General features: G+C 68.4%; 14 protein-coding genes. 5 read left to right on the plus strand and 9 right to left on the minus strand.

The features are described 5' to 3' along the window. Positions 1 to 50 precede the first annotated feature (50 nt). The 3 genes from KZ820_RS02470 to KZ820_RS02480 form a co-directional block, all read right to left on the minus strand. Positions 51 to 3,053: a TonB-dependent receptor domain-containing protein gene (locus KZ820_RS02470; RefSeq protein WP_219747108.1), complete on the minus strand. Its 3,003-nt coding sequence runs from the start codon at positions 3,051 to 3,053 to the stop codon at positions 51 to 53. 171 nt (positions 3,054 to 3,224) lie between these two features. Further along, positions 3,225 to 4,709 (minus strand): adenosylhomocysteinase, encoded by a 1,485-nt coding sequence (ahcY, locus tag KZ820_RS02475; RefSeq protein WP_373368991.1) that lies wholly within the window; start codon positions 4,707 to 4,709, stop codon positions 3,225 to 3,227. A gap of 72 nt (positions 4,710 to 4,781) precedes the next feature. Beyond that, positions 4,782 to 5,342: a YqgE/AlgH family protein gene (locus tag KZ820_RS02480; protein ID WP_219747109.1), complete on the minus strand. Its 561-nt coding sequence runs from the start codon at positions 5,340 to 5,342 to the stop codon at positions 4,782 to 4,784. Positions 5,343 to 5,437: 95 nt separating this feature from the next. Here KZ820_RS02480 and KZ820_RS02485 point away from each other — a divergent pair, with 95 nt between their 5' ends. The 3 genes from KZ820_RS02485 to KZ820_RS02495 all read left to right on the plus strand — a co-directional run bounded on the left by KZ820_RS02485 (position 5,438) and on the right by KZ820_RS02495 (position 8,153). After that, complete coding sequence (locus KZ820_RS02485; RefSeq protein WP_219747110.1) at positions 5,438 to 5,917, plus strand: peroxiredoxin; 480 nt, start codon at positions 5,438 to 5,440, stop codon at positions 5,915 to 5,917. 109 nt (positions 5,918 to 6,026) lie between these two features. Then, complete coding sequence (locus KZ820_RS02490; protein WP_219747111.1) at positions 6,027 to 7,457, plus strand: AMP nucleosidase; 1,431 nt, start codon at positions 6,027 to 6,029, stop codon at positions 7,455 to 7,457. A gap of 75 nt (positions 7,458 to 7,532) precedes the next feature. Further along, positions 7,533 to 8,153 (plus strand): hypothetical protein, encoded by a 621-nt coding sequence (locus KZ820_RS02495; RefSeq protein WP_219747112.1) that lies wholly within the window; start codon positions 7,533 to 7,535, stop codon positions 8,151 to 8,153. 125 nt (positions 8,154 to 8,278) lie between these two features. On the opposite strand, the gene KZ820_RS02500 is transcribed toward KZ820_RS02495, so the two are convergent. From KZ820_RS02500 to KZ820_RS02515, 4 genes are read right to left on the minus strand one after another with little or no spacing between them, the layout of a single operon-like run. After that, on the minus strand, positions 8,279 to 8,815 hold the full coding sequence (locus tag KZ820_RS02500) for a GNAT family N-acetyltransferase (protein ID WP_219747113.1): 537 nt from the start codon (positions 8,813 to 8,815) through the stop codon (positions 8,279 to 8,281). Then, the gene (locus tag KZ820_RS02505; protein WP_219747114.1) at positions 8,812 to 9,603 is read right to left on the minus strand and encodes a LysR family transcriptional regulator; all 792 of its coding nucleotides are present in this window, start codon (positions 9,601 to 9,603) and stop codon (positions 8,812 to 8,814) included. Before KZ820_RS02505 ends, KZ820_RS02500 begins: the two co-directional genes overlap by 4 nt. Beyond that, the gene (gene apaG / locus KZ820_RS02510) at positions 9,600 to 9,998 is read right to left on the minus strand and encodes a Co2+/Mg2+ efflux facilitator ApaG/CorD (protein WP_219748058.1); all 399 of its coding nucleotides are present in this window, start codon (positions 9,996 to 9,998) and stop codon (positions 9,600 to 9,602) included. Before apaG ends, KZ820_RS02505 begins: the two co-directional genes overlap by 4 nt. An 11-nt stretch (positions 9,999 to 10,009) precedes the next feature. Then, positions 10,010 to 11,215, minus strand: a complete 1,206-nt coding sequence (locus tag KZ820_RS02515) for a trans-sulfuration enzyme family protein (protein WP_219747115.1) — start codon at positions 11,213 to 11,215, stop codon at positions 10,010 to 10,012. A 186-nt stretch (positions 11,216 to 11,401) separates the two neighbouring features. Between KZ820_RS02515 and KZ820_RS02520 the strand changes: the two genes are divergently transcribed. Further along, a complete protein-coding gene (locus KZ820_RS02520) occupies positions 11,402 to 12,643 on the plus strand; it encodes a glycosyltransferase family 39 protein (protein WP_219747116.1) in 1,242 nt (413 codons plus the stop codon). Between the two features lie 84 nt (positions 12,644 to 12,727). Here the strand turns inward: KZ820_RS02520 and KZ820_RS02525 are convergent, their stop codons facing one another. Beyond that, positions 12,728 to 13,522: an aldo/keto reductase gene (locus KZ820_RS02525; RefSeq protein WP_219747117.1), complete on the minus strand. Its 795-nt coding sequence runs from the start codon at positions 13,520 to 13,522 to the stop codon at positions 12,728 to 12,730. A 79-nt stretch (positions 13,523 to 13,601) separates the two neighbouring features. On the opposite strand from KZ820_RS02525, the gene KZ820_RS02530 reads away from it, so the two are divergent. Continuing rightward, the gene (locus tag KZ820_RS02530) at positions 13,602 to 14,234 is read left to right on the plus strand and encodes a DedA family protein (RefSeq protein WP_132909111.1); all 633 of its coding nucleotides are present in this window, start codon (positions 13,602 to 13,604) and stop codon (positions 14,232 to 14,234) included. A 4-nt stretch (positions 14,235 to 14,238) separates the two neighbouring features. Here the strand turns inward: KZ820_RS02530 and KZ820_RS02535 are convergent, their stop codons facing one another. Next, positions 14,239 to 14,826, minus strand: a complete 588-nt coding sequence (locus tag KZ820_RS02535; RefSeq protein ID WP_219747118.1) for a hypothetical protein — start codon at positions 14,824 to 14,826, stop codon at positions 14,239 to 14,241. Positions 14,827 to 14,839: the final 13 nt, after the last annotated feature.

Here is a 14,839-nt window from a genome sequence, read left to right on the forward strand (position 1 = left end):
AGCGCCTGAACGAGGAAAAAGGGGCGACCGAGCGGCCGCCCGCGCGCCGATCAGAACAGCCGGTCCAGCGCGACCCGAGCACCGGCGTAATAATAACGACCCAAGAAGGAGTAAGAATATGGGCTGTAGCCGGTCGGCTCCACACCAGCGCCGGTCAGGTTGTTGGCACCAAAGTAGAAGCTGAAATTCTTTTCGACCGCGATCGAGGCCTGGATGTCGTGCTCCCAGCGCTCGCGATAGTAAAGATATTCGGGCGCAGCGATGTCGGGATTGGCGCTCACCTGGTCGCGGGTGAAGCGCCTGACCTTGCTGGAGTAATTGAGGCCATAGTTGAGCGTCACCCCGCCTTTGGTCCAGGTCAGGTCAAACGTACCCGCGTATTTCGGTGCCGGCAGCGTCGGCAGCTCGAGCTGATCTTCACGGTCGGCGCCTGGTGTCGGCACGAAATCGAGCCGATCGAGGTAGTTGCCGACCAGCTTGAGATTAAACCGTCCGAGATCGCCGGCATTGAGGTTATACGCGACCTGAAGATCAAGGCCCTGCGTGCGGAACGCAGCCACGTTCTCAGGTTGCAACAGATAATCACTGACGTAACCGGTCACGCCACTGCGCGACACGTTCGAGCAATAGGGATTGTCGAGCGTCGGCTGATCGACGCAAAGGTCAACGAGCTGCTGCGCGGTGGGCGAGTTCACTGCGTTGGTCAGATTGATATTGTACCAGTCCGCCGTGATCGACAGACCAGGCAGGAAGCGCGGCAGTAGCACGACTCCCGCGGTCCAGGTCTTGGCGGTCTCCTCGCGCAACCCCCTGTTGCCGCCCGTCCGTCCCGGTAGGCTGGCGGTCGCGACGGGATCATTAACGGGATTGAACGCGGCGATCTGCGCCGGCGACAGACCCGCCGCGGTGAGCGCGGCCTGGCAGTTGGCGGCGCGGTACTGTGTGCCCTCCGGCAGGTTCTCCGGATCGCACGGATCGTCGATGAAGGAGAAAGCGCCGCTGACCGGCGCATAGAGCTCGCTGATGTTGGGCGCGCGAACCGCTTCGGAATAGCCGCCGCGGAAGCGGATGTCGCGGATCGGCGCCCAGATGCCGCTCACCTGCCATGTCGTGGTGTTGCCGACGGTGGAGTAATCGGAAACACGAAGCGCGGCGTTGAACTCGAGCGTGTTAGCGAGCGGCAGGTCCTTGAGCAGCGGCACGCGCAGCTCGCCGAATGCTTCCTTCACGTCGAAGCTGCCGCTCTGAGGCCCGACTTGGGAGAAGTCGAGCAACTCGCCCCGTTCGACCCGGGGATCGGGATCGAAGCGGCTGCTTTCCTTGCGATATTCGGCACCCAGGGCGAAGCCGATAGGGCCGCCGGGCAGCTCGAAGAACTGGCCGAAGTCACCGCTGATCGAACCAGAGACCACGTGCTGCTGCACCCGGTAGAAATTGACCATGTCGGCCTGGACGAACCCGAGCGCCGCGGCGCTGGGCGAGCCCTCCCCCAGGATGTTGAGCGGCTGGCAGCCGCTGCTCGCGCCCGGCGTGAAGGTCGTCGCCGGCGCATCGAAGTTGTTCGGGTCGATATTGGCCGTGGGATCAAGGTCGGAGCGGCAGACGATCTGCCCGCTCGCCGGATCGCGTACCGCATCGAGCGCGGCGTAATAGCGGTCACTGATGCGATAATTGGTGGAAAGGAAGCGGCTGTCGGTGCGACCGTAGGTGTACGAGAACTCGTAGCGGGCGTGATCGCTGATCTGCCCGTCCGCACCGATGACCGAGCGGTAGGTCTCGCGCTTGGACGACTCGCCGCGCACGCCGAAGTCGAAATTGTCGCGCGAGACGAGCGCGCCGTTCGCCGCCGCGTCTGCGCCGAAGCGATCGATGAGGAAGGCGTTGTCGGGTGCGAGATAAGTGAAGAAGTCGAAGCTCGGCTGCGACACCGTGTAGCTATGCGTGTTGGTGTATTTGCCCTGCGCGAACAGCCGCAGCACGGAAGACACCTCGAAGCTGCTCAGCAGATTGACGTTGTGAATGCGGTTCTTCGGTTGGAGGTCGCCCTGATAGCCGGCCTGCGGTGTGCTGTCGCCGCCCTGGACCAGACCGGTACCCGGCAGGCTGACCCCGCGGTCGTAGAAACGACCGTCTCCGTTGAAATCAGGTATGCCGTCTAGATCGAGGTCGACGGCGCCTCCTCGCGAGCTGTCGGCGTAGCGCAGGTTGTTTGTGCGGATGCGATCAAATCGTGCGGGATCATCGGGAAAGTCAGTAGGGTCCCGTACGATCCCATAACTGCGCAGGGGGTTGCCGGTACGCTCGCGAGCGAACGAACTGACACGATCATCGTCGCGGAACTCATAGTTCAACGCTATATTGCCGCGACCGCCGGCGAAGTTCTTGCCGCCGGTCAGCGAGAAGAAGCGGCTGCCCGCGTCGCCATATTCCGAGACGCCCGTCTGCGCGCGCGCGACCAGCCCCTCGAAGTCCCGCTTCAGGACGAAGTTGACCACGCCGGACACGCCGTCCGCGCCGTAGATCGCGGAGGCGCCGCCCGTGGTCACGTCGATGCGCTCGATGAGATCGGCGGGTATGGTGTTGATGTCGACCGCCGCGGTGCCCGGAAGACCAGCGACGTGGCGACGACCATCAACTAGGACGAGCGTTCGGTCCGCCCCGAGATTGCGCAGGTTGAGCAAGTTGACCCCGGCGGCGCCGTTGTCGGCGGTGGAACCGGACTGGCTGGCGCTGGTCGAAGAGCCGATCAGCGCGGGGTTCTGCGTCAGGAAGTCTGTGACGTTGACTCGGCCGGACTGCTGCAACGACGCCGAGGAGTAGCTCGTGACCGGGGTCGGCGAGTCGATCTCGGGCCGAGCGATGCGCGAACCGGTGACGACGATGTCGCTGGGATCATCGGCCTGCGCCGTATCCGCTGCGATCGGCGCCGCGGCAGGTGCGTCCTGCTGGGTAGCCGTTTCCAGCGTCTGCTGCTGCGCGCGCGCCGGCAGGCTGACTCCGCCCGCCACCAGCGCGACCAGCGCGCACCCGCTCCGCCAATGCGAGATCGCCATCGTCTTCCCCTGTTCCGACGCCGTGATTTTCTCTGTCCTATTAGGGACATCTCGGCATCATCGTCGCAAGGGTTAATGTACTATTCAGCCACGGTGTTGCGCCGCAGCAACATACGCGAAGGGCGGCACCTCGCGGCACCGCCCTCCTCGTTCTCGCGATCGCGACGGCGATCAGTAGCGGTAATGATCCGGCTTGAACGGGCCGGCGACGGGCACGCCGATATACTTGGCCTGCTTCTCGCTCAGCTGCGACAGCTGGACGCCGAGCTTCTCGAGGTGGAGCGCGGCGACCTTCTCATCGAGGTGCTTGGGCAGGACATAGACCTCGTTCTTGTAGGTCTCGCCCTTGGTCCACAGCTCGATCTGCGCCAGCGTCTGGTTGGTGAACGAGGCCGACATCACGAACGACGGGTGGCCGGTCGCGCAGCCCAGGTTCACCAGGCGACCCTTGGCGAGCACGATGATCTGCTTGCCGTCGGGGAACTCGACCAGGTCGGTGCCCGGCTTCACCTCGGTCCACTTGTAGTTGGACAGAGCCGCGATCTGGATCTCCGAGTCGAAGTGGCCGATGTTGCAGACGATCGCCATCGGCTTCATCGCCTTCATGTGATCGGCGGTGATGACGTCGGCGTTGCCGGTCGCGGTGACGAAGATGTCGGAGCGCTTCACCGCTTCCTCCATCGTCACGACCTCATAGCCCTCCATCGCGGCCTGCAGCGCGCAGATCGGGTCGATCTCGGTGACGAGGACGCGCGCGCCGCCGTTGCGCAGGCTGGCGGCCGAACCCTTGCCGACGTCGCCGAAGCCGGCGACGGTGGCGACCTTGCCCGCCAGCATCACGTCGGTGGCGCGGCGGATCGCGTCGACCAGCGACTCCTTGCAGCCGTAGAGATTGTCGAACTTGGACTTGGTGACCGAGTCGTTGACGTTGATCGCCGGGAACGGCAGCTCGCCCTTCTTGGCGATCTCGTACAGCCGGTGGACGCCCGTCGTCGTCTCTTCCGAAACCCCCTTAAGGTTCTTGACGGTCTCGGTCAGATAGCCCGGCTTCTTGGCGATGAACGCCTTGACCGAACGCTGGAACTCGACCTCTTCCTCATTCTCCGGCTCGCCGAAGCTCTGGCCGGCCTCGAGCTTGGCGCCCCACAAAGCGAACATCGTCGCATCGCCGCCGTCATCGAGGATGATGTTGGCGGTCTGGCCGTTGCCGTCGTCCCAGTCGAAGATCGAGCCGACATAGTCCCAGTAATCGGCGAGCGTCTCGCCCTTCACCGCGAACACCGGGATGCCGGCGGCGGCGATCGCGGCGGCGGCATGGTCCTGGGTCGAGAAGATGTTGCAGGTCGCCCAGCGCACGTCGGCGCCCAGCGCGGTCAGCGTCTCGATCAGCACCGCGGTCTGGATCGTCATGTGCAGCGAGCCGGTGATGCGCGCGCCCTTGAGCGGCTGCGCGGCGCCATACTCGGCGCGCAGCGCCATCAGGCCAGGCATCTCGGTCTCGGCGATGTTGATCTCGGCGCGGCCGAAATCGGCCAGGCCGATGTCCTTGATGACGTAATCGTTGGTGTCGAGCGTGCGGTCAGACACTGGGGCGGTTGCCACGGCGTTGTCTCCAGACTGATAGGGCCGACCAAGGCGCCACGCACCGGTCGGCATCCGCGCGCCTTAGCCCGCCCGATGCCGCCAATCAAATATAAAGATATCTTTATATCGTCCTGCGAGAGCGGCTCAGCTGTGTCCGCTCTCGCTCGACAGCAGCCGCGGGTCGACGCCGGCGGCGGCGAAACCACGGGTCCAGCGCCGCTCGACGGGTGTGTCGAACAGCATCTCGGGCGAGTCGGCGACGTTGAGCCATCCGTGGCGCGTCATCTCCGCGTCGAGCTGCCCCGGCGCCCAGCCGGCGTAGCCGAGCGCAACCAGCCACCGCGACGGGCCGTTACCTGCCGCGATCGCGCGCAGCACGTCGAGCGTGCCGGACAAGGCCCAACGCCCCGCGACGTCGAGCGTGTCGTGCCCGCCCCAGTCGCTCGAGTGGAGCACGAACCCCCGCCGCGTCTCCACCGGCCCGCCGAAGTGGACCGGCGCGTCGGGTGCCTCGCCGGGCGCGATCTCGAGCTGCTCGAGCACGTCGTGCAGGCCGAGCCCGTTGACCACCGCGCCGATCCCGACGCCGAGCGCGCCGCTCTCGTCGTGGCTGCAGATCGCGATCACCGAATGCTCGAAGCGCGGGTCACCGATCCCCGGCATGGCGAGCAGGAACTGACCGGTGAGATATTGGGCTTGCTCCATCGGCCCGAACCTAGTGCGTGCGGCGGCGCTTGCCAAAGCTTGAAATCGCCCGGGGCGGCTGCGACACCGTCGCGCCTTTCGAACCGGAGACCCCTATGACGATCAGCGTCGGTGACACTCTGCCTTCCGCCCGCCTCACCAAAGTGACCGCCGAGGGACCGGAGCCGGTCGATTCGGCCGAATATTTCAAGGGCCGGCGCGTCGCGCTGTTCGCGGTGCCGGGCGCCTTCACGCCGACCTGCTCGGCGCGGCACCTGCCGGGCTATCTCGACAAGGCCGGAGAGCTGCGCGCCAAGGGAGTCGACGAGATCGCCTGCACCGCGGTCAACGATGCGTTCGTGCTCGGCGCCTGGGCCAAGCAGAACGGCGCCGAGGGCGTGACGATGCTGGCCGACGGCAACGGCGAGTTCGCGAGCGCGCTCGGGCTCGACATGGACGGCAGCAAATATGGCATGGGCAAGCGCAGCCAGCGCTACGCGATGGTGGTGAACGACGGCGTGGTCGAGTCGCTCGAGGTCGAGGCGCCGGGCGAGTTCCGGGTGAGTTCGGCGGAGCATCTGCTGACGCTGCTGTGAAATCCTTTGATCCTCCCCGCACGGCGGGGAGGATCTTCTTTGATCACTGCGCGCCACGCCGGTGGATGGGCGACTTGCCGCGGTCACATCGCAAATGTAACCGTCGGGAATGACAGCGAACGACATCGTACAGGAACTGGACCGGCTCTACAGCGCGTCGGTCGACCGGCTGAAGGCGGCGATCTCCCGCTACATCGCCGATGGCACGCCCCCTGCCCCCGACGCGCGGCGCGACGGCTCCTTCGCCTACCCCGAGATCCGGCTCCGCTTCGCCGGCGGCGACGATCGCCCCACGCCGCTGCGCTCCTTCGGCCGGCTGGTGAGCCCCGGCGAGTATCGCATCAGCGTCACCAAGCCCGCGGTCTTCGCCGATTACCTGATCGAGCAGCTGACCCTGCTGATCGAGGATTATGACGTCACCGTCAGCGCCGTGGCGGGGACGCAGGAGATCCCCTTCCCTTATGTGATCGACGCCGGTCACGCGCTGAGCCTCGACACCGTCTCCGCCGCCGAGCTGGCGCGCTGGTTTCCGACCACCGAGCTCGCCTATATCGGCGACGAGATCGCCGACGGCCTGTGGGCCTCGATCGACGGCACGCGCCCGCTCGCACTCTTCGACGGGCTGCGCACCGACTTCAGCCTCGCGCGGCTGCGCCACTACACCGGCACCCCGCCCGAGCACGTGCAGCGCTACGTGCTGTTCACCAACTATCACCGATACGTCGACGAGTTCGTCCGCTGGGGCGCGAGCCAGGTCGGGGGCGACAGCCGCTTCACCGCGCTGTCGGGGCCGGGCGGCGTGCTGTTCCAGGCGGGCGACGATCCCGCGAGGCTCGACGATAGCGCGTGGCGGCGGCTGCAGATGCCCGCCTATCACCTGATGGCGGACGATCGCACCGGCATCACGCTCGTCAACATCGGTGTCGGCCCCTCGAACGCCAAGACGATCTGCGACCATCTCGCGGTGATGCGGCCCGAGGCCTGGGTGATGATCGGCCATTGCGGCGGGCTTCGTCCGTCGCAGCGGATCGGCGACTATGTGCTCGCGCACGCCTATCTGCGCGACGACCACGTGCTCGACGACATGCTGCCGCCCGAAATACCGGTGCCCGCCATCGCCGAGGTGCAGCAGGCGCTGGCGCGCGCGGCCGAGACCGTCAGCGGCCAGTCGGGCGACGCGCTCAAGCGGCGGCTGCGCACCGGCACGATCGTCACCACCGACGATCGCAACTGGGAGCTGCGCTACGCCCGCTCGGCGCTGCGCTTCTCGCTCAGCCGCGCGGTGGCGATCGACATGGAGTCGGCGACGATCGCGGCGCAGGGCTACCGCTTCCGCGTGCCCTACGGCACCCTGCTGTGCGTCTCGGACAAGCCGCTGCACGGCGAGCTCAAGCTCCCCGGCCAAGCCAACCGCTTCTACGAGCGCGCGATCAGCGAGCACATGCGGATCGGCATCGAGACGTGCGAGGAGCTCCGCCGCGAGGGCGCCAAGCTCCACAGCCGTAAGCTGCGCGCCTTCAACGAGCCGCCCTTCCGCTAAGTGTCGGCGGCTACCGGGGAAACGAAGCGGCGGCCGCGCGTTACGCGGCCGTACCATTTCGCCAGGGAGCAGATGATGGCCGACGACAACAGCGACACGCCGACCCCGGCGCCGACCTCGTCCAAGCCGGCGACGCCGCGCCGCCGTGCGCCGCGCAAGGCCAATGCGAGCGCGGCGAGCAAGCCGGCGACGAAACGCAAGACCGCGAGCGACACGCCCGCGCCCAAGCGCCGCGCCGCCACCAAGCGCTCCGCCGCGGCTGAGCCGTCGACTCTGGAACAGGCCGGCGAGGCGGTGACCGCGGCGACCAAGAGCGTGTCGCGCTCGGCCGACGCTGCACGCAAGCGCGCGACCCGCGCCGCGACCGACACGCGCAAAAGCGCCACGCGCGGGGCACGTAACGCCGGCAAAGCGGCATCGCGCGCGACCGACAAGGTCGGCGGCAAATGGGGTGCGGCGGCGATCGCCGGCGGCGTGGCGGCGATCGGTGCGGCCGCGACCGCCGCGCTGCTGTCGCTGCGCAGCTCGACGCCGAAGCAGCCCTCGCTGCCGGCACCCAAGCCCGACGGCAAGGCCGGCACGAAGCCCGAGGGCAAGGCCGGCGCCAAGCACGGTGGGGCGCACCAGCCGGACGGCACCGACTCGAGCAAATCGTTCGAGGCGAAGATCGCCGACGAGAACACCGTTCCGGAGTGAGGGGCCCACGATCGCCTGCGTACCCCGGTGGAAGCCGGGGTGCAGGAAAGGTCGCCGTGGTGATCACAAGGACCCGTTCAACTGGGCCGCGGTTGTCGCCGGGACGACCGCCACCGCCTAGCTGCTCAGGCTGGACGACCCACTACCCCGCGCCACTCGTCGCGCAGCAGCCCCCACAGCACCGTGTCGCGCACGCCGATGTGAGTCTCCCACTCGGCGCGCAGCAGCCCTTCGCGGCGGAACCCGAGTGCCTCGAGCAGGCGGTTGGAGCCGACGTTCTCCGGATCCGTATCGGCGAACACGCGCCGATAGCCCTCCGCGAACAGCTGATCGATGACGGCGCCGACCGCCTCGCGCGCGTAACCATGCCGCTGCGCCGCGGGTACCAGCAGGTAGCCGATCTCGATCACGCCGGCGCGCTTCTCGCCCGCGGCGACGAAGCCGATCGCGACGTCGTCGTCCGCGCGAGTGACCGCCCAGGTGCGCCAACTGCCATCGTCGCGCGCGATGAACCGCTCGCGCAAGGCCGCCACCGACTCAGCCGGCGCGTGCGACCACCAGGTCATCGCCGTCGCGTCGCCCATGGCGGCGAAGAGCGACTCGGCATCGTCGGGCACGCGCGCGCGCAGCGCCAGCCGCGCGGTCGCGAGCCGCTGGGTCATCCGCCGAGCGCCTCGACCAGCGCCTGCACCTTGCGCTGGCGCCACTGCGGCGTCGGCGCGATCAGCCAGTAACCGAGCCGCGACGGCACCGCCTCGCCGACCACCACCAGCCGCCCGGCCTCGACGTCGCGCGTCGCGAGCAGTTCGGGCACGGTGGCGCGCCCCAGGCCGGCCGCGGCGGCGTCGATCGCCAGCCCCGCGTCACCGACGCGCACTTGCGGCGCGCCGTCGCCCGCGGGCGCGCCGGGCCATTGGATCACCGCCGACGCGCCGCCGCCCGCGCGCTCCACCGTCACCAGCCCCTCGCTCTCGATCGCCTCGCCTTCCAGCGCACCGGGGCCCTCGCCCCAGCGGATCGCGAGGTCGAGGTTGGCCTCGGTGAAATCGACGTTGTCGTCGGCTGCGACGAGCGCGAAGCGCAGCTCGGCATCGCCGGCGGCGATCTCGGCGAGGCGCGGCAGCAGCCATTTCTCGGTGACGTCGCGGGGCGCCGCGATCGTCAGCGACTTGGACGACTGGCCCGCCTGCATCGCACGCACCGCTTCCTCGAACTCGAGGAAGCCCTGGCGCAGCGGCGCGAGCCCCGCCTCGCCCTCGGGAGTCAGCTCCAGCCCCTTGGTGGTGCGGCGGAACAGGACGACGCCCAACGTGTCCTCCAGCGCGCGGATCTGCTGGCCGACCGCCGCGGGGGTCACCGCCAATTCGTCGGCGGCACGGGTGAAGGAGAGGTGGCGCGCCGCCGCGTCGAGCACGCGCAGACCGTTGAGCGGCAGGTGGGTGCGCTTCACTCCGCCACCGCCGGCGCGGTCAGCGCGAAGCGCGGGATGGCGACGTCGAACAGCTGCCCGTCCTCGGCAATCATGCGATAGCTGCCCTGCATGGCGCCGCTGGGCGTGGCGAGCGGGCAGCCCGAGACATAATCGTAGCTCGCGCCCGGCGCGATCAGCGGCTGCTCGCCGACCACGCCCTCGCCCTCCACGGTGTGACGCGCCCCGTTGCCGTCGGTAATGACCCAGTGGCGCGTGAGCAGCTGCACCGCGCCGTTACCGTCATTCTCCAGCCGAATGTGATAGGCCCAGAACCAGCGCCCGCGCGCCGGCTCGGACTGTTCGGGCAGATAGCTGACCGAGACCCGCACGGTGACCGTCCCGGTCGTCGTGGCGAGCGGGAACAGCGCCTCCATGCCGATCGCGGTCATAGGCCGACCTGCCGGAGCGCCTGGTCGAGATCGTCGATCAGGTCCTGTGGATCCTCGAGGCCGACGTTGAGCCGCAACAGCCCCTCGGTCACGCCCATCTCGGCGCGCGCCTCGGCGCTGACGCCGAAATGGGTGGTGGAGGCAGGATGCGTCATCAGCGAGCGAGAATCGCCGATATTGTTCGAGATGTCGATCAGTTGCAGCGCGTTGAGCAGCGCGTGCGCCTGGGCGCGGTCGGCGACCTCGAAGGCGAAGATCGGGCCGGTCGCGACCATCTGCGCCATCGCCAGCGCGTGCTGCGGGTGGCTCGGCAGGCCGGGATGCAGGATCCGTGGCACCCGGCCCTCGAGGAATCGCCCGACCGTGACCGCGTTCTCCGACTGGCGACGGACGCGCAGGTCGAGCGTCTCCAGCCCCTTGAGCACGACCCAGGCGTTGAAGGCGCTGAGCGTCGGCCCGGTGTTGCGGGTGAAGGGCAGCAACGTGTTGGTGATGAAATCCTCGCTGCCGCACACCGCGCCGGCGAGCACGCGGCCCTGCCCGTCCATCATCTTGGTGGCAGAATACGCGACCACGTCGGCGCCGAACTCGAGCGGGCGCTGGAGCGCGGGCGTGGCGAAGGCATTGTCGACCACGCTGACGATCCCGCGCTCGCGCGCGATGCCGCACACGGCCTTGAGGTCGACCACGTCCATCGTCGGGTTGGCGGGGGTCTCGAAGAAGAAGACCTTGGTGTTGGGCCGCACCGCCGCCTCGAACGCACCCGGATCGCGCGCGTCGACCGTGGTCGACTGGATGCCGAAGCGCGGCAGCAGGGTGTCGACCAGCCAGCGGCACGAACCGAAGGCGGCGCGACCGGCGACGACATGGTCGCCCTGCTGGAGCTGGCACAGCAGCGCCGCGGTCATCGCCGCCATGCCAGTGGCCATCGTGCGACACGCCTCGGCGCCCTCGAGCAGCGCGATGCGGTGTTCGAGCATCTCGACGGTCGGGTTCTGCAGGCGGGAATAGGTCATCCCCTCCTGCTCTCCGGCGAAGCGCGCTGCGGCGTCCTCGGCACAGTCGTAGCTGTAGCCCGAGGTGAGAAAGATCGCCTCCGAGGTCTCGCCGAACTCGGATCGGGCCGTGCCGCCGCGCACCGCGAGGGTGGCGGGGCGCCAATGCTGGGTGACCGACCGGTCCTGTCCGCTACGCCGCTTCATGCGCGCACGCTTAGCCCCCGGCGGCGCGCGGAGACAAGGGGCAGCGCAGGTGAGGAGGCTTGTCGCCGCGGCGGCGCTGCCGCAAGGGAGCCGAGTGTTTCTGCGCAGGCAGGAACTCAGGATGATGACCCGCCACGCTCGCGGCCCTGCGCTCCTGCGTGCGCGGGAGCACAAGTGGGGAAGTTGATGGCCGCACGCGACGAGACGGTAACGACGCCCCGCCCCTGGTTACTCGGAATGACGATCGCGCTCGCCGCCGAGCTGCTGTTCCTGTTCCGCGTCACCGTGCCCGACAAGCCGGTGTTCGACGAGGTCCATTACCTGCCCGCCGCGCGCGCGCTGCGCGACCTCAGCGGCCCTGCCAATATGGAGCACCCGCTGCTCGCCAAGGAGCTGATCGCGCTGGGGCTGCGGCTGTTCGGCGACGGGCCGCTGGGCTGGCGCGCGATGTCGACCGTGGCGGGCAGCGCGACGATCGCGGGGGTGTTCGCGCTGACCTGGCTGCTGACCGGGCGCACCCGCGCGGCGCTGACCGGCGCGCTGCTCGCGGTGCTGGGCTTCACCGTCTACGTCCAGGCGAGGATCGCGATGCTGGACACCTTCCTGCTCGCCTTCCTGTTGTGGGGGATCGTGCTGCTCACCGCGGCGATGCGCGACGGCAGCGTGGCGCGCTGGATCGCCGGCGCGGCGCTGCTGGGACTCGCCACCGCATGCAAATGGGTCGCGGCGCCGTACGTGGCCGCGGCGGCGGTCACCTTCGTGATGATGAAGCGCGAGCGGCCCGCGCGCTGGCCGGGGCTCGGCGCGGTGCGCGCGCTGGCGCTGCTGGGCGGCGTGTCGGTGGCGGCGTACTTCCTTACCTTCGTCCCCGCCTTCTTCTACACCAACGAGCCGATGACGGTCGAGCGGCTGCTGCCGTTCCAATGGGACATGTACCTGCGCCAGACGCAGAAGCTGCCGCACCACACCTATCAGTCGGACTGGTGGACTTGGCCGCTGCTGATCCGCCCGATCTGGTACCTCTACGAGCCGGTCGATGGCGCGCAGCGCGGCATCATCCTGCTCGGCAACCCCGCGGTGATGTGGGGCGGGCTGGCGGCAGTGGCGGCATGTTATTGGGGCTGGGTGAAGCGCGGGTCGGCGCGGCTGCTCGCGCCCGCGGTGCTGTGGACCTTCGCGGTGGGGATCTTCGCTATTATCCCCAAGTCGCTGGGGTTCTATTATTATTACTATCCGGCCAGCGTCTTCCTCAGCATCGCGCTGTCGGTGGCACTGGACCATTGGCGCGCGCGGCTGGGTTGGTGGGACGAAATGTATCTGCTGCTGGCGTTCGCGCTGACGCTCTACTTCCTGCCGGTGCTCACCGCCGCCCCGCTGGCGCATGCCGCGGCCTTCCACCGCTGGACGTGGTTCCCGAGCTGGGTTTGAACCTCACGCAAACACGTGATGATCCGGAGTCGGCGGAAGGCGTGCAGACGGTCGTTCTAGCTCGACGGCTTGCACGTCTTCCGCTTACAGCTCGCGCGGATCCGGCCCCATGCGACCGTCGGGATCGTCCATCCCGTCGATCGCTACGACGTCTTCCTCGCTCAGGCGCAGCTCAGTCGCCTGCCAGTTGCTCGCGAGATGCTCGGGGTTGCCTGCCTTCGGTATAACCGCCAGCCCCTTGGTGAGGTGCCAGGCGATCAGCACCTGCGCCGGCGTCGCGTTTAGCCGCTCGGCGATCGCGACCACGCGCCCGTCGCGCAGCGTCTCGCCCTGCCCCAGCGGCGACCAGCTCTGGGTGACGATCCCGCGCTCGCGGTTGTACGCCTGCAACTCGCGCTGCTGGAAGGTCGGGTGAAGCTCGATCTGGTTGACCGCGGGCACCACACCAGTCGCGTCGATGATCGCGTCGAGATGCTCGGGCAGGAAGTTGGACACACCGATCGAGCGCGCCTTGCCCGCGTCGCGCAGCTGCACCAGCGCCTGCCACGCCTCGACATAGCGCTCGCCGGCGGGGTGCGGCCAGTGGATCAGGTACAAATCGACATGGTCGCGCCCGAGCAGCGCCAGGCTGGCGTCGAGCGCGGCCGCGGCGTCACCGTGCTGGTCGTGCCACAATTTGGTGGTGAGCCACACGTCGTCGCGGCCAAGGCCTTCGCCGACACCGCGCTCATTGTGGTACAATGCCGCGGTGTCGACGAGCCGGAAGCCGAGGTCGAGCCCGGCGCGCACCACGGCGGCCACCTGAGAGTCGGGGATCTGATAGGTGCCGAGCCCGAGTTGGGGCATCAGGCGGCCGTCGTTGAGCGTGAGATCGGTCATGCGCGTCGAACCGTTGCTGGACGGCACAGTTCCACTTTGCGGCTTCCCTTTCGCATCCGCGTGACGCAAGCGCAGCATCATGGTCGAGAAGATCCTTGCCGCGCTCGCCGGCTTCGCCATCGCCGTGATCTCCGCCGGCGGCTATTGGGGCATCGCGCTGCTGATGGCGATCGAGAGCGCGTGCATCCCGCTGCCGTCCGAGATCATCATGCCCTTCGCGGGCTATCTGGTCTCCACCGGCGAGCTCAACCTCTTCCTCGCCGCGACCGCGGGCGCGATCGGCTGCAACATCGGCTCGGTCGTCGCCTATGAGATCGGTCGCCGCGGCGGGCGGCCGATGGCGGAGAAGTTCGGCCGCTACGTCCTCATCGGCCCCGGCGAACTCGACCTCGCCGACCGCTTCTTCAACCGCTGGGGTGCGTGGGCGATCCTGATCGGGCGGATGCTACCCGTGATCCGCACCTTCATCGCCTTTCCCGCCGGGGTGGCGCGGATGAAGCTGATCCCGTTCCACGTCTACACCTTCGTGGGTTCTTGGCCCTTCTGCCTGCTGCTCGCCTGGATCGGCATGACGTTGGGCGACAAGTGGAACAGCGACCCGCGGCTGAAGGCCTTCTTCCACCGCGCCGACGCGGCGATCGGCGTGGTGCTGGTCGCGGCGATCGCCTTCTACGTCTGGCACCGGGTCCGCGGCCTGAAGAAGCACGGCTGAGCCGTCAGCGCGGGCGCTCCCCGCGCCGCGGGGCGGGCCCGCGATCCGAGCGGTCCCTCATCGGACGCGGCGTGCGATAGCCCTCCGCGCGGTTATCCCGGCGCAGCTCGCGATACTCGCGCCGCACGTCCCCACGATACTCCTGGCGCGCGTCGCGCCGCCCCTGACGGAACTGGTCGCGCGTGATCGTGCCGCTGCGATAGGCGTCCCGGTTGGCGCGAAGGTCACCGCGATAGTCGCGCCGCTCGCGCCCTACGTCGCGGCGGAAGTCGCGCCAATTGTCGCGCACGTCGCGGCCGGCATAGCTGCCGCGGCGCTGCTGCCAGTAGCGCTGCTGGTTGTCGTTCCAGCGGTACGGGCGACGGTAGCGATCGTAGACGTAGACGCCGGTGCCCGGGTAATAGAAGCCGTCGTTCCAGCCGTAATAGCTCGGCGCGTAGCCGTAGCCGTATCCGCCGTACGGGTCGTCATAATAGCCGCCGCTGCCGATGCCGAAGCCGACCCCGCTATAACCGTAGCCGGTCGAGCAGGCAGAGGTCATGAGCGCCAGCCCGCCGAGCAGGCCAGCGGCGACGATGTGGGTCCATCTCATCGAAACTCTCCAT

It is taken from the genome of Sphingomonas citri (assembly GCF_019429485.1).
In the GTDB taxonomy this organism is placed as follows: Bacteria; Pseudomonadota; Alphaproteobacteria; order Sphingomonadales; family Sphingomonadaceae; genus Sphingomonas; species Sphingomonas citri.

Excerpts from the sequence above, each read along its gene's own strand:
- KZ820_RS02470 (WP_219747108.1), bottom strand. The coding sequence starts at position 3,053 with ATGGCGATCTCGCATTGGCGGAGCGGGTGCGCGCTGGTCGCGCTGGTG.
- ahcY (WP_373368991.1), bottom strand. The coding sequence starts at position 4,709 with ATGCCGACCGGTGCGTGGCGCCTTGGTCGGCCCTATCAGTCTGGAGAC.
- KZ820_RS02480 (WP_219747109.1), bottom strand. The coding sequence starts at position 5,342 with ATGGAGCAAGCCCAATATCTCACCGGTCAGTTCCTGCTCGCCATGCCG.
- KZ820_RS02485 (WP_219747110.1), top strand. The coding sequence starts at position 5,438 with ATGACGATCAGCGTCGGTGACACTCTGCCTTCCGCCCGCCTCACCAAA.
- KZ820_RS02490 (WP_219747111.1), top strand. The coding sequence starts at position 6,027 with ATGACAGCGAACGACATCGTACAGGAACTGGACCGGCTCTACAGCGCG.
- KZ820_RS02495 (WP_219747112.1), top strand. The coding sequence starts at position 7,533 with ATGGCCGACGACAACAGCGACACGCCGACCCCGGCGCCGACCTCGTCC.
- KZ820_RS02500 (WP_219747113.1), bottom strand. The coding sequence starts at position 8,815 with ATGACCCAGCGGCTCGCGACCGCGCGGCTGGCGCTGCGCGCGCGCGTG.
- apaG (WP_219748058.1), bottom strand. The coding sequence starts at position 9,998 with ATGGAGGCGCTGTTCCCGCTCGCCACGACGACCGGGACGGTCACCGTG.
- KZ820_RS02515 (WP_219747115.1), bottom strand. The coding sequence starts at position 11,215 with ATGAAGCGGCGTAGCGGACAGGACCGGTCGGTCACCCAGCATTGGCGC.
- KZ820_RS02520 (WP_219747116.1), top strand. The coding sequence starts at position 11,402 with ATGGCCGCACGCGACGAGACGGTAACGACGCCCCGCCCCTGGTTACTC.
- KZ820_RS02525 (WP_219747117.1), bottom strand. The coding sequence starts at position 13,522 with ATGACCGATCTCACGCTCAACGACGGCCGCCTGATGCCCCAACTCGGG.
- KZ820_RS02530 (WP_132909111.1), top strand. The coding sequence starts at position 13,602 with ATGGTCGAGAAGATCCTTGCCGCGCTCGCCGGCTTCGCCATCGCCGTG.
- KZ820_RS02535 (WP_219747118.1), bottom strand. The coding sequence starts at position 14,826 with ATGAGATGGACCCACATCGTCGCCGCTGGCCTGCTCGGCGGGCTGGCG.